This is a genomic window from Rhizobium sp. 01L410, assembly GCF_056400165.1.
The window spans coordinates 108,805-120,611 of record NZ_JBFTST010000012.1 but is presented as its reverse complement, the minus strand read 5'-3'; the positions used below and the strand labels follow the sequence as shown (position 1 = coordinate 120,611).

The 11,807-nt window shown below is 60.7% G+C and carries 15 protein-coding genes; 8 read left to right on the top strand and 7 right to left on the bottom strand.

Annotated elements, in window-relative coordinates; translation table 11 throughout:
- Positions 1–22: 22 nt before the first annotated feature.
- Positions 23–988 carry a serine hydrolase domain-containing protein gene (locus AC1DV9_RS23515; RefSeq protein ID WP_477950274.1) on the bottom strand — a complete coding sequence of 322 codons (966 nt, stop codon included), beginning with the start codon at positions 986–988 and terminating at the stop codon, positions 23–25.
- A gap of 179 nt (positions 989–1,167) precedes the next feature.
- On the opposite strand from AC1DV9_RS23515, the gene AC1DV9_RS23510 reads away from it, so the two are divergent.
- Positions 1,168–2,124, top strand: a complete 957-nt coding sequence (locus AC1DV9_RS23510) for an NAD-dependent epimerase/dehydratase family protein (RefSeq protein ID WP_477950235.1) — start codon at positions 1,168–1,170, stop codon at positions 2,122–2,124.
- A 43-nt stretch (positions 2,125–2,167) separates the two neighbouring features.
- Here AC1DV9_RS23510 and AC1DV9_RS23505 read toward each other — a convergent pair whose 3' ends face one another.
- Both AC1DV9_RS23505 and odc2 read right to left on the bottom strand, forming a co-directional pair.
- Positions 2,168–2,758 (bottom strand): GNAT family N-acetyltransferase, encoded by a 591-nt coding sequence (locus AC1DV9_RS23505; RefSeq protein ID WP_477950234.1) that lies wholly within the window; start codon positions 2,756–2,758, stop codon positions 2,168–2,170.
- 88 nt (positions 2,759–2,846) lie between these two features.
- Positions 2,847–3,980 (bottom strand): ornithine/lysine decarboxylase, encoded by a 1,134-nt coding sequence (gene odc2, locus AC1DV9_RS23500; protein WP_477950233.1) that lies wholly within the window; start codon positions 3,978–3,980, stop codon positions 2,847–2,849.
- 552 nt (positions 3,981–4,532) lie between these two features.
- Here odc2 and AC1DV9_RS23495 point away from each other — a divergent pair.
- The 5 genes from AC1DV9_RS23495 (at position 4,533) to AC1DV9_RS23475 (ending at position 7,802) form a co-directional block, all read left to right on the top strand.
- Positions 4,533–4,748: an antitoxin MazE-like protein gene (locus AC1DV9_RS23495; RefSeq protein ID WP_310296888.1), complete on the top strand. Its 216-nt coding sequence runs from the start codon at positions 4,533–4,535 to the stop codon at positions 4,746–4,748.
- Positions 4,745–5,071 carry a type II toxin-antitoxin system PemK/MazF family toxin gene (locus AC1DV9_RS23490; protein WP_112385724.1) on the top strand — a complete coding sequence of 109 codons (327 nt, stop codon included), beginning with the start codon at positions 4,745–4,747 and terminating at the stop codon, positions 5,069–5,071. Before AC1DV9_RS23495 ends, AC1DV9_RS23490 begins: the two co-directional genes overlap by 4 nt.
- Before the next feature lie 26 nt (positions 5,072–5,097).
- Positions 5,098–5,991, top strand: coding sequence for a LysR family transcriptional regulator (locus AC1DV9_RS23485; protein ID WP_477950232.1), 894 nt, complete (start codon positions 5,098–5,100; stop codon positions 5,989–5,991).
- A gap of 102 nt (positions 5,992–6,093) precedes the next feature.
- Positions 6,094–6,735, top strand: coding sequence for a DUF1007 family protein (locus tag AC1DV9_RS23480; protein ID WP_112385601.1), 642 nt, complete (start codon positions 6,094–6,096; stop codon positions 6,733–6,735).
- A gap of 20 nt (positions 6,736–6,755) precedes the next feature.
- Positions 6,756–7,802, top strand: coding sequence for a nickel/cobalt transporter (locus AC1DV9_RS23475; protein WP_477950273.1), 1,047 nt, complete (start codon positions 6,756–6,758; stop codon positions 7,800–7,802).
- A gap of 3 nt (positions 7,803–7,805) precedes the next feature.
- Here the strand turns inward: AC1DV9_RS23475 and AC1DV9_RS23470 are convergent, their stop codons facing one another.
- The 4 genes from AC1DV9_RS23470 to AC1DV9_RS23455 all read right to left on the bottom strand — a co-directional run bounded on the left by AC1DV9_RS23470 (position 7,806) and on the right by AC1DV9_RS23455 (position 10,224).
- Positions 7,806–8,012: a hypothetical protein gene (locus tag AC1DV9_RS23470; RefSeq protein ID WP_112385603.1), complete on the bottom strand. Its 207-nt coding sequence runs from the start codon at positions 8,010–8,012 to the stop codon at positions 7,806–7,808.
- Complete coding sequence (locus AC1DV9_RS23465) at positions 8,009–8,698, bottom strand: GNAT family N-acetyltransferase (RefSeq protein WP_112385604.1); 690 nt, start codon at positions 8,696–8,698, stop codon at positions 8,009–8,011. The genes AC1DV9_RS23470 and AC1DV9_RS23465 overlap by 4 nt, the downstream gene beginning before the upstream one ends.
- Before the next feature lie 63 nt (positions 8,699–8,761).
- Entirely contained in the window at positions 8,762–9,481 is a 720-nt protein-coding gene (locus AC1DV9_RS23460) for a tellurite resistance TerB family protein (RefSeq protein ID WP_477950231.1), read from the bottom strand.
- A gap of 104 nt (positions 9,482–9,585) precedes the next feature.
- Positions 9,586–10,224 (bottom strand): 2-dehydro-3-deoxy-phosphogluconate aldolase, encoded by a 639-nt coding sequence (locus tag AC1DV9_RS23455; RefSeq protein WP_112385606.1) that lies wholly within the window; start codon positions 10,222–10,224, stop codon positions 9,586–9,588.
- Between the two features lie 151 nt (positions 10,225–10,375).
- On the opposite strand from AC1DV9_RS23455, the gene AC1DV9_RS23450 reads away from it, so the two are divergent.
- Both AC1DV9_RS23450 and AC1DV9_RS23445 read left to right on the top strand, forming a co-directional pair.
- Positions 10,376–10,864: a CYTH domain-containing protein gene (locus AC1DV9_RS23450; protein WP_477950230.1), complete on the top strand. Its 489-nt coding sequence runs from the start codon at positions 10,376–10,378 to the stop codon at positions 10,862–10,864.
- Positions 10,842–11,750, top strand: a complete 909-nt coding sequence (locus AC1DV9_RS23445; protein WP_112516829.1) for a CHAD domain-containing protein — start codon at positions 10,842–10,844, stop codon at positions 11,748–11,750. The genes AC1DV9_RS23450 and AC1DV9_RS23445 overlap by 23 nt, the downstream gene beginning before the upstream one ends.
- Positions 11,751–11,807: the final 57 nt, after the last annotated feature.

Sequence of the window (11,807 nt, the reverse complement as noted above, 5' to 3'; positions counted from 1 at the left end):
TTGATGGCGGCGCCAGCCGCCTTCACGACGTCTTCGCCGTCTCGATAATATCCGCCAGCAGGTCATGCAGCGCGTCACGATAACCGTTGCGCGCTGACGGGCCGCTTTCCGCGGAAGTCATCGCCACCGTCAGGTTCAGCGACGGAACGATGTAAAGCATCTGCCCGCCATAGCCCCAGGCAAAATGCACGGTTTCGCCGCCAATCTGCCGCTCGAACCAGCCATAGCCGTAACCGTCTCCCGAGAAGCGCGAATTGGTTCGATGCTGCCAAGACTGGACGATCCAGTCTGCGGGCACGACCTGCACACCATCAGCCGTCTTGCCGCCATTGCGGTACAGTTCGCCGAAGGCCAGCAGCGATCGGGCACTCATCGCCATCTGGTTTCCGCCGAGATAGATGCCTTGAGGATCGCGCTCCCATGCACCGATGCGGAAACCTTGAACGGGCTCCAGCCATTCGCGCGCCAAGGCTAAAGTCGATTTGCCACCAACTTTCGTGAGGATCGCCGAGAGCAGGTGCGTCGATGCCGTGGAATAGAGCATCTGGCCGCCCGGCTCGTCATCGAAAGACTGGGCGAGCGCGAAGCGGACCCAGTTGCGGCTGGAGACCCAGCGCCCATAGTTCGGCCCCGACATGCGCCCAAGCCCTGCCTGCATCGAGAGCAGGTTGCCGATTGTGATGTCATTGAGCCGCGGATCGGGATTATCAGGGAGATCGGCCTTGAGGATCGGCGTGATCTTCTGATCCGGCCCTTCCAGCAGGCCCTTCGAGATGGCGATCCCGACCAGAGCCGAGATGATCGACTTCGAAGCCGATTTGATATTCGCGGATTCGGAGGTCGTGTGGCCACGATATCCCTGCTCGGCAACGATCTCACCATTCCTGGCAATCACGACCGTCTTCAGCGGCACCAACTCCTCCCGGTTGCCAAGACTGTCGAGTAATCCAGCCAGCGGCTTGTCCTCCGCGAAAGCGGCAAGCGGCATGGCGATGACAATGAGGGCGGCGGCGATAATTCTGAGCATGCCCCTCACCTAGGGCCATCGCGACAGAAAATCACCACCGAGCCGGACCGTCTCACGTGGACGTGAAACGTTATGAAGCCCCTTGCCCCCAGCATGCCCGGCACGACATAGTCCCGGCCGGACGGATGGAGGAGAAGTTCATGGCACGCGTCGTCGTTATCGGAGCAACGGGTCACGTCGGCACCTATCTGGTGCCGCGGCTTGTCGAGGCGGGCCACGAGGTCATCGCCGTCAGCCGCGGCGCCGCCGAGCCCTACCTGCCGCACGCGGCCTGGAAGAGTGTCGAGACCAGGCAGATGGACCGCGCTGCGATGGAGCGCGACAGCAGCTTCGGCCGGGCAATCCGTGCGCTGAAGGCGGATATCGTCATCGACAAGATTTGCTTCACCCCTGATAGCGCCCGCGAACTCGGCGAAGCGCTGAACGGCCATATCGGCCATCTGCTGCACACCGGCACGATCTGGACGCATGGCCATTCGCTTGCCGTGCCGACACGCGAAGACGCGCCGAAAGCTCCCTTCGGCGAATACGGCATCCAGAAGAAGGCGATCGAAGACTATCTGCTGGAAGCGGCGAAGCTCCGCGGTTTGCCCGTGACGCTCATTCATCCGGGCCATATCGTCGGCCGCGGCTGGGCGCCACTTAATCCGGCCGGGCATTTCAACCTCGCAGCCTTCCAGACCATCGCCCGCGGCGAGCAGCTGACGCTCGCCAATTTCGGCCTTGAAACGGTGCACCATGTTCACGCCGATGACATCGCGGCACTCTTCATGGCGGCGATCGGCAATTGGCGCGCTTCGACCGGCGAGGCTTTCCATGCCGTTTCCGAACAGGCGCTGACACTGCGCGGCTATGCCGAAGCGATGTATCGCTGGTTCGGCCATGAGCCGAACCTGGCCTACAAACCGTATGATGCGTGGAAGGCAGATGAGACGCCCGAAGATGCCAAGGCGACATGGGAACATATCGCCCGCAGCCCGAACTGCTCGATGGCAAAGGCCCGGCATACTCTGGATTTCCGGCCGCGCTACAGCTCGCTTGAAGCCGTCCAGGAGTCAGTCGGTTGGCTGATCGACAAGGGCAAGATCAAGGGCTGAAGCAAAAAAGACCCTCTCCATCAGGAGAGAGGCTCGTTTCCGGTCAGGCCGCCTTCCGGACCGGCGCGCTCGTCAGCGCGCGCCCCGTGGGAACGATCATGCCGGCTGCGCCGTCAAGCCAGCCTTCGACGAGTTCAAGCGCCAGAAAGCGCGAACGTTCGAACGGACCTGGCATGACGAGATGGCAGGCGCCCTCGGCAAAGAAGCCGAAGCGCTCGTAATAGGCCGCATCGCCGACCAGCAGGATTGCGCCGTGCTGACGGTTCTTCGCTTCGAGAATCGCAGCGCGCATCAGCGCCGCACCAATGCCCTTGCCTTCAAAGGCGGCATCGACGGCGAGCGGGCCGAGCAGCAGCGCATTGATCGGCGTGCCCTCGCTGTTGACGCCGGCTTCGACATTCCAGAGACGGACAGTGCCGATGACATGGCCGTCGCCATCGCGGGCGACCAAAGCCAGGCCTTCGGCCGGAATACGGCCGCGGCGGATCTTTTCCGACGACTTCTTCCGGCGGTTCGGACCCATGGCGCGATCGAGCAAATTCTCGCGGGCCACGACATCCGAGGGATTTTCGGCGTCGATGGTGAAGACAGAGGGCGCAAAGAATGCGCGGACAGAATCAAGAACAGCGGCCATCGTGGCCTCCCGTACCCAATACCGTAGTTAGCGGCGATGAAAAGGAATTGTGAGTTTGCCGCCCCGGCTGGCTACGGGGCGAGCTAGATCAGATAATGTAGGCCTTCAGCGGCTCGAAGCCGTTGAACGCGACCGCCGAATAGGTCGTCGTGTAGGCGCCGGTGCCTTCGATCAGGATCTCGTCGCCGATCGAAAGAGTGAGCGGCAGCGGGTAGAGATTCTTTTCGTACAGCACGTCAGCGGAATCGCAGGTCGGGCCGGCAATCACGCAGGGCTCCATCTCGTCGCCGTCGCGCTCGGTGCGGATCGGGTAGCGGATGGCTTCGTCCATCGTTTCGGCCAGACCGCCGAACTTGCCGATGTCGAGGAACACCCAGCGGGCAGCGTCGTTGTCCGACTTCTTCGAGATCAGCACGACTTCGGTCTTGATGACGCCTGCATTGCCGACCATGCCGCGGCCTGGCTCGATGATCGTCTTCGGCAGGTTGTTGCCGAAGTGGTCACGAAGGCTCTGGTAGATCGCACGGCCATAGGCTTCCGCCGTCGGAACGTCACGCAGGTACTTGGTCGGGAAGCCGCCGCCCATGTTGACCATCTGCAGGTGGATACCCTGCTTGGCCAGCTGAACGAAGACGCGCTTGGCATCGGCAAGAGCCGAATCCCAGGCGTCGACCTTGGTCATCTGCGAACCGACGTGGAACGAAACGCCATAGGATTCAAGACCGAGCTGATGAGCGTAGACGAGAACATCGACGGCCATCTGCGGGACGCAGCCGAACTTGCGCGACAGCGGCCATTCGGCGCCTTCGCCATCGGTCAGAACGCGGCAGAACACGCGGGCACCGGGAGCGGCACGCGAGATCTTCTCGACTTCCTCGTGGCTGTCGACGGCGAACAGGCTGATGCCGAGCGCATGCGCGCGGGCAACGTCACGTTCCTTCTTGATCGTGTTGCCGTAGGAAATACGGGCGGCGGTCGCACCGGCATTCAGCGCCATTTCGATTTCGGCGACGGACGCGCAATCGAAGTTGGAGCCCATGTCGGCGAGCAGCTTCAGGACTTCAGGAGCCGGGTTTGCCTTGACGGCGTAGTAGATGGCGCTGTCCGGCATGGCGTGACGGAAAGCGGAGAAGTTGTCGCGCACGACGTCGAGGTCGACCACGAGGCAGGGACCGTCGGGACGTCGGGTTGCGAGAAAGTCGCGGATGCGCTGAGTGGTCATGTCAATCCCTTTTCAATTCCAGAGCTCCGGCAAAAACCGGAGGACAAAGGGCATACGGGAACTCGCATTGGAACCAGCCGGTGGAGACCCCGGAACCATAGCAAGCGCTCGATGCGCAAATGATGAATCGACGCCGCATACGCGACATGGATTCGGCTTTGTCTGCCATGGATTGGAGGGGGTTCCCTACCGCACTTCCGGCAATGAAGGTGTGCCTCTTCAGTAACCCCCGCTGATGGAAAGCAGGGAGAGAACAAAAAGGCCCGCACCGTCGTTGCTTCAGGCGTCCTCGCATTTTCCGGTTGGCCGGAATAGCGACTGGAGGGGTTAATTCCAGGTACCTTACCGATTTCCTCACCAATTCGAGGGTTCGGCGGACACCCATGGGCACGTGCGACTTTGGGCTGAGGACGAGATAAGAATATTCGTCGTCATAATCAAGAATTTTTTTGACCCCTGCCGCAAAAAATCAAAGCCGCGGAAAATGCGCAGAATTGCGTGTAGAGGCGTCACGCGTTACACTTATCCTTGGAAAAATCGGAGGAAGTGCCAATGTCGGCCGCCGCAGAGCGTATGAAGGCGATGAGGGAGCGGCGGAAGGCCAACCACCTTCGCGAAGTGCGCATCGTTGCGCTCGATGCCCGCTCTCCCGAAGTGAGAAGGCGCATTGCAAAGCAGGTCGCCGCTCTTAACAAGGATGATGAGCGGGAAGTTCTGGAGTGGATTGAGGCAGCTGCCGACCTCCGTGGCTGGACATGGCCGGAATGAAACGTGGCGACATCGTCACGATCGCGATATCCGGCGACTATGGAAAGCCTAGGCCCGCTGTCGTTGTGCAAACCAACGCCATTTCCCAGGAACATGCCTCTGTCGTCGTCTGTCCGATCAGTTCAACAATCGTGGAATCTGATTTCCGGCCGATTCTGGATGTGGCCGAAGGAACGGGTTTGCGAATTCGTTCTCAGATTATGACCGACAAGGTTATCGGCGTGCCGCGAGAGAAAGTCGGAAAGATCATCGGACACATGACCGAAACCGAGCTGCGCCAGCTCGATGCCGCGCTTGCATTCCTTCTCGGTCTCGTAGATTGACCTCCTAGAACCTGGATAAAAGACATATGGACACGCTCACCCGCATACGTGCCTTCATCGATGTCGTCGAAGCCGAGGGCTTTTCCGCCGCCGCGCGCCGGACCGGCCGCTCCAAGGCGCTGCTGTCCAAATATGTCCGGGAACTGGAAGACGAGCTCGGCGCTCTGCTGCTGAACCGCACCACCCGCCAGTTCTCGATGACCGAGGCCGGTCATACCTATTACCGGACGGCATCAGACATCCTGAAGGAGATCGACAATCTCGCCGATCTCGTCCGCGAGAATAACGCGCAGCTGAAGGGGCGCCTGAAGATCTCGGTCCCGCGCACTTTCGTCGATGCCGATGTCGGCCAGTGCCTGATTGATTTCGCCAAGGAGAACCCGGATCTGCAGCTAGAGATCGCCGCCGATGACCGCTTCGTCGATCTGATCGAGGAAGGCTTCGATCTGGCGATCCGCGTCACCAAACTCGAAGACTCCGGGATGATCGCCCGCAAGATCTCCGATTTTCGCGTCCATATCTGCGCGACGCCGGAATTTCTGGAGCGCTATCCTGATATCGAGCATCCGTCCGATCTCGCCAATGTACCCTTTATCGTCGATCGGAATTCACGCACGCAGGCGAGCATCCACTTCTACAATCCAGACAGCACGACATTTACCGTCGCCGTCTCCGGACCGATGGAGGTGAACAGCCCGCATGCGACATTACGCGCAGCGCTGTCAGGCCTCGGCATCGCGCTGATCCCTGATTTCATCGCCCGCAAGCCGATCGGGGACGGCCGTCTGGTGACGCTGTTCAACGACTATATCCCCACCGATCGCGGCATTTACGCCGTCTATCCGCACCGGCGTTATCTCCCGGCCAAGGTCCGCATCTTCGTCGATTACCTGCACGGCTGGTTCAAGAAGCATAGCTGAGCCACGGCTGATTCACTTTGCCACCTTGAGACCGGTCCCAATTCCGTCCCATTGTCAGGCAAGAAAACTGCAACCGATTTGGGCAGAGCGATAAGCCGACGCATGAAAAAATCCACGCTTCCGATCGCCGGCCTGCTGGCACTCGCGCCCGTCGCAGCCATGGCGCATCCGCACATCTTCGTGGAAGCCCGGCTTGAGGTGGTCGCAGCACCGGATGGCACGATCCAGGAGCTGAGAAACATCTGGCGTTTCGACGAGGTCTTCTCATCGTCCGTCGTCATGGATTTCGACAAGAACACCGACCTGAAGCTTGAGCCAAACGAACTTGCCGAAGTCGGCAAGACGGTGCGGGATTCACTGGCCGACTACGACTACTACATGAACATGACCGTCGACGGGAAAAACGTCACAGTCGAGAAGCCCGACATCATCCATGTCGACTACAAGGAGGGCCAGCTGCTGATGTTCTTTGCAGTCAAGCCTTCGCAGCCGATGCCGCTGAAAAGCAAGTTGACCTTCGGCGTCTACGATCCAACGCTCTACACCTCGATCGACTTTCCGTCCGACAACGAACTCGTGCTGGTCGGCGATGGCTTCAAGGGCTGCAAGCATGACGTTCTGCGCCCCGACCCCGACCAGGTCATTTCAGAAAACAAGCAATCCCTGACCGACGCGTTCTTTAACGACCCGACCGGCACCAACATGTCGAAACTCTTTGCCACCAGGCTTGAGATCTCATGCTGAAACGATCCGTCCCGTTCCTCATGCCCGCGGCGGCCCTGATGATGGCCGTGGCCGTCAGCGCCGCGCACGCGCAGTCTCCACTCGGGATTGGAACCGCAGAGCCGAGCTTCCAGCCTATCGGCGGCCCGCTTGCACCTCTTCTTGCCTATGTGAACTATGAACAGCAGGCCTTCTACCGGGCGCTGACCGGCGCCCTGAAGGCGATGCGTCAGGACCCCTGGCAGTTGACGTCGCTGATCGGCCTGTCCTTTGCCTATGGCGTCTTTCACGCCGCCGGCCCCGGTCACGGCAAGGCGGTCATCTCGTCCTACATGATCGCCAATGAAGTCGAGCTTCGCCGCGGCGTCGTCATCTCCTTCATCTCGGCCTTCATCCAGGGCATCGTCGCCGTCGCGCTCGTCGGCGGCGCGTGGCTGGTGTTGCGCGGCAGCGGGATCACGCTGACGCAGGCAACGCACGCCATGGAGATCGCCAGCTTCGTCATGGTGATTGCCTTCGGCGGCTGGCTTCTCTTCCGCAAGCTGCGCTCGATGATCTCTGGCATGCCGAAACGCGAAGTCGTGGCGACGCCGGAAGGACCGATCAGCATGATGCTCGACTGGAAAGATAACGAGACGGAAAAGAACGCCTACGCATTCGGCGAGGTCCAGGCCCGCACCGCCGGCCACAATTTCATATCGGGCATGGCCTGTGAAACCTGTGGCCAGTCACATATGCCGGATCCGTCATTGCTTGGCTCCGATACGTTCAGTATTCGCGAAGCCTGGTCGGCGATCATCGCCGTCGGACTGCGTCCCTGTTCCGGCGCGTTGCTGGTCATGACTTTTTCGCTGCTGAACGGGCTTTATCTCGGCGGCGTGCTTTCCGTGCTCGCCATGTCCTTCGGCACGGCGATCACTGTCGCGATCCTCGCAACGCTTGCCGTGACAGCCAAGGGTGCTGCCGTTCGCATCGCCGGCCGGGGCTCCGTGACATCGGTCTGGATCGGAAATGCGATCGAGATTCTCGGCGCCATACTCGTCATCTGCTTCGGCGCCTTGCTTCTTGGCGCCTCCCTGCAGGGCTGACGCTCAGCGGCTCTTGTTTCGCTGATAGCGGGCGCGCAGCCAGAAGATCGCGAAGAAACCAAGCAGCAGGATCGCGCCGACCGCAAACGCAAGCGGCGGCGAATATTGGCCGATCCACAAAACCAGGGTCGGCAGGAAATAGATGACCAGCCCTGCAACCAGGAGAATGACGGCGGCGGCGACGGCCTGCGAACGGCTTTCCGGACTCATGCCAGCCGTTCCTTTTCCAGGTCGGCGCGAATGTCCTGCAGCTTGCGCTTCTGGTCTCCGTTTCCATCGAAATTATCAGGCGACAGCCATGCCTTGAAGGCATCGTCGAGCAGCGGCCACTCGCTGTCGATCATCGAAAACCAGGCGGTATCACGGTTGCGGCGCTTCGAGATCATGTGCTGACGAAAGACGCCTTCGAAGGTGAAGCCATAGCGGGCCGCGGTTGTCTTGCTCGGCTCGTTGTTGTTGTCGCACTTCCATTCGTAGCGGCGATAGCCGAGGTCCTCGAACACATGCTTGGCCATCAGGTAATGCGCTTCTGTGGACAGCGGCGAACGCTTCATCGCGGCGCCATGAGCAACACCGCCGATTTCGACAACGCCATTCGCGGGATCGGCGCGCATATAGTTCGCCATCCCGACGATTTCGCCAGTCGCGTTGTCACGGAAGATATGCGTCAGCCAGCCGCCCTTCTTGGCGTTGTCGAGCCACGTACCGAAATCCTCGATACCGCCGAAATCGTCCTGTGCGAAATAGAGAAGCAGCGGATTGATGCCCATGCCGCCAAGACCGTCCCACAAGGCCTGCAGATGCTGTTCGCGAACGAACGGCTCAACCGTCACATAGCGGCCCTTCAGCGTCACATAGCCGGGGGCGGAAACCTTGTAGGTGGAAAGATCGCGCATGGTCACTCCTCTGGTGGAAGAGTGGATAGGCCAGCCGCCCCGGAAAGGCAACCGGCCCCTTTGTCACTGTGACAGCGTCACCTTCGCGGAAGACACAGTTGCCTCTATATGATCGACCAGCGCATCGGCAAGACCGAGACGGCCCGCCAGCAGATCGAGATAGCCGCGCTCGGCACGGGAATCCGGCTCGATCGTCAGGCGCGAGGCGGTATAGAGTTCCACCTTCTGCTCCTCGGTCCGGGCAGCGCCAACAAGCGCGTCGAGATCGGTTGGCGAGGCCAATTCCTTCTCAATGAAAGCGGCAGCTTCGCCGCTGACATCAGCGGCCTTCATCTTGCCCATGATCAGCGCACGTTCGCCATCGTCGATGTGGCCGTCGGCTTTCGCAGCGGCGATCATGGCACGGATCAGCACCAGCACGAACTCATTGCTGGCAGCAGGCGACTGCGGGCCGAAACCGGAATCGGCAGGCGGAGCAAGAACAAGCGGCGGCGATGAAGGAGTAGCCTCGGCAGGAGCGGCAGGCGTCTGCCCGGCCTGATAATTCTTGTAGGCCTGATAGCCGAGACCGGCGATAGCGGCCAGTCCGCCGATCGTCAGCGCATTGCCGGCAATGCTGCGGCCGGTCTTGGTGCCGAGAAGGGCTGTCGCCAGCGCTCCGGCCTTCCATGGATTGTCCTTGGCAAGCTGCACCGCGCCGCCCGCGCGATCGCGAACACTGCCGCCAACACCCGGGATCTGCGATCCCAAAAACTGATCAAGAAGCTTCTTTGCGTCGAACATTCCCCGTCGTCTCCCTGTTTTAAGGCTGGGATGAACATAGGAAGTGCAACTGTAAATACAAATGCAGGCGCAAGGCGCCTGCATCAATAGCGATCACTTAAATGTCAGGCCTGCAGCGCTGCGGCTTCGGCGGCAAGCTTGGTGATGCCTGCCCAGTCGCCCGCGGCAACCAGCTCCTTCGGCGCAACCCAGGAGCCGCCGACGCAGACAACGTTCGGCAGCGACAGGTAATCATTGGCGTTCTTCAGCGAAATGCCGCCGGTCGGGCAAAACAGCATGCCGGCGAGCGGCGAGGACAGAGCCTTGAGATAGGCGGCGCCGCCTGCCTGTTCGGCGGGGAAGAACTTGAGGACTTGGTAGCCCTCTTCGCGAAGTGCCATCACTTCACTCACCGTTGCTGCGCCCGGCAGCAGCGGAACGGGAGACTGGGCCGCGGCATCGAGCAGTTCCTGCGTCGCGCCGGGGCTGACGATGAACTTCGAGCCTGCGGCAACGGCAGCTTCCCAATGGGCGGCATTAAGGATGGTGCCGGCACCAACTTCAGCGCCTTCCACTTCGTCGGCAACGGCGCGCACGGCTTCGAGCGCAACCGGGGTCCGCATGGTGATCTCGATGGCCTTCAGACCGCCGGCGACCAGCGCACGCGCCAGAGAAACGCCGGACTTCACGTCGTCGATGATGAGCACCGGAACGACCGGCTGAAGCTTGAGGATGGAAAGGAGCTTCTGTGTCTTTTCGCCCATGGCCAAGATCCTTTGAAACGATTGAAATTCGGGCTCCGAGATACGCCCAAGGGTACACTTTGTCGAGACCAAACCGATCTTTGGCATAAATGGGTTTGAACCATTATTTTTTTGCGCTAGCTTAGCCCCTCGTCACGAAAGGTCACTGGCAATGGCGAAGGAAATCGAGCGGAAGTTTCTGGTACGCACCGATGGATGGCGCGCCAGGGCCGTATCGAAGGCAATTCTCAAGCAGGCTTACGTCGCCTCAATGGACGACCGTTCCGTCCGGGTGCGTATCCTCGATGACAGCAGCGCCCGGCTGACGATGAAGATCGGCCGCAGCACGTTGACGCGCGACGAATTCGAATATGACATTCCCGTCCCCGATGCCGAGGAACTGATGGAAAACGCCATCGGTATTGTCATCGAGAAGACCCGCTACCGCGTGCCCCACGAAGGCTTCATCTGGGAAGTCGATGTCTTTGGCGGCCCCCATCGCGGCCTCGTGATTGCAGAAGTCGAACTGAAGGCGGAAACTGACAGCCCCTCCCTGCCCTCATGGCTCGGCCGCGAGGTCACCGGCGATTTCCACTACTCGAACCAGGCGCTGGCGACCGAATACCAGTACGACCGCCATGCCCTTCCGCATTCGGCCTGACGCGGATTTTACCGAGAGCTTCAAGGATGCTGCGACCGGCGAACTGCTGGAAGCGATCCGCATGCTCGAACAGCGTCCGGATGGCACACACGAGGCAATCCATGCCTTCCGCAAGAACCTGAAAAAGGTGCGATCGCTCTACAGGCTGGTGGCCCGCGAGATGGGTGAAATCCGGAAACGCGAGAATATCCGGCTAAGGGATGCCGCCAGGGCGCTCTCCACCATTCGCGATGCCGAAGCGCTGATCGAAACCGTCCGCTATCTGCAATCTCTTGCGCGCGATGACGACGAGCGCGCCTCACTCGAGCGGATAGCTGTCATCCTCGAAACCCGACGGAACTGGATGACCGAGGCCGAGGCGGGCATCGAGCCGAAGCTTCGGGAAACCAGCGGCATTCTGAAAGAGGCGATCGCAGCGCTGGATGGCCTCTCTTTCCCGGGCAAACGTGACAAGACTGCGAAAATGATTGCCAAGGGGTGGGAGCGGACAGCGGTGAAAGCACGAGCCGCGCTTGACGCCTGCCATGGCGAGGCGTCCGACAGCGCCTTCCATGAGTTGCGCAAGCGAACGCAGGATTACCGTGCCAATCATAAACTCCTGACCGCCCTCTGGCCTGCTGCGATGAAAGCCAAGCGCGATGCTGCCAAGGCACTGGTGGATCGTCTGGGACACGTCCACGATCTGTCCGTGCTCAGCGATCTGGTAGAGGCCGAGCCGCAGCTCTTCACCCGCAACGACGATCTTGCGCGCCTGCTCGATGCGATCATCCATCGCCAGCAGGACGACCGCCGCGAGGCGTTGATCATCGCAGAGACCATCTTTGCCGACGATCCCGGTGAAGAGGCCAGGCGCATCCGGCTCCTCTGGAACGCAGCGGCAAAGTGACTTGAGCGCCCGGCCAACAGGCAATTGCACTGACGGGCCGAAAGCTGTATTTCCACC

Coding starts and splice junctions, on each gene's coding strand:
- AC1DV9_RS23515 (WP_477950274.1), bottom strand. CDS start 988: ATGCCGCTTGCCGCTTTCGCGGAGGACAAGCCGCTGGCTGGATTACTC.
- AC1DV9_RS23510 (WP_477950235.1), top strand. CDS start 1,168: ATGGCACGCGTCGTCGTTATCGGAGCAACGGGTCACGTCGGCACCTAT.
- AC1DV9_RS23505 (WP_477950234.1), bottom strand. CDS start 2,758: ATGGCCGCTGTTCTTGATTCTGTCCGCGCATTCTTTGCGCCCTCTGTC.
- odc2 (WP_477950233.1), bottom strand. CDS start 3,980: ATGACCACTCAGCGCATCCGCGACTTTCTCGCAACCCGACGTCCCGAC.
- AC1DV9_RS23495 (WP_310296888.1), top strand. CDS start 4,533: ATGTCGGCCGCCGCAGAGCGTATGAAGGCGATGAGGGAGCGGCGGAAG.
- AC1DV9_RS23490 (WP_112385724.1), top strand. CDS start 4,745: ATGAAACGTGGCGACATCGTCACGATCGCGATATCCGGCGACTATGGA.
- AC1DV9_RS23485 (WP_477950232.1), top strand. CDS start 5,098: ATGGACACGCTCACCCGCATACGTGCCTTCATCGATGTCGTCGAAGCC.
- AC1DV9_RS23480 (WP_112385601.1), top strand. CDS start 6,094: ATGAAAAAATCCACGCTTCCGATCGCCGGCCTGCTGGCACTCGCGCCC.
- AC1DV9_RS23475 (WP_477950273.1), top strand. CDS start 6,756: ATGCCCGCGGCGGCCCTGATGATGGCCGTGGCCGTCAGCGCCGCGCAC.
- AC1DV9_RS23470 (WP_112385603.1), bottom strand. CDS start 8,012: ATGAGTCCGGAAAGCCGTTCGCAGGCCGTCGCCGCCGCCGTCATTCTC.
- AC1DV9_RS23465 (WP_112385604.1), bottom strand. CDS start 8,698: ATGCGCGATCTTTCCACCTACAAGGTTTCCGCCCCCGGCTATGTGACG.
- AC1DV9_RS23460 (WP_477950231.1), bottom strand. CDS start 9,481: ATGTTCGACGCAAAGAAGCTTCTTGATCAGTTTTTGGGATCGCAGATC.
- AC1DV9_RS23455 (WP_112385606.1), bottom strand. CDS start 10,224: ATGGGCGAAAAGACACAGAAGCTCCTTTCCATCCTCAAGCTTCAGCCG.
- AC1DV9_RS23450 (WP_477950230.1), top strand. CDS start 10,376: ATGGCGAAGGAAATCGAGCGGAAGTTTCTGGTACGCACCGATGGATGG.
- AC1DV9_RS23445 (WP_112516829.1), top strand. CDS start 10,842: ATGCCCTTCCGCATTCGGCCTGACGCGGATTTTACCGAGAGCTTCAAG.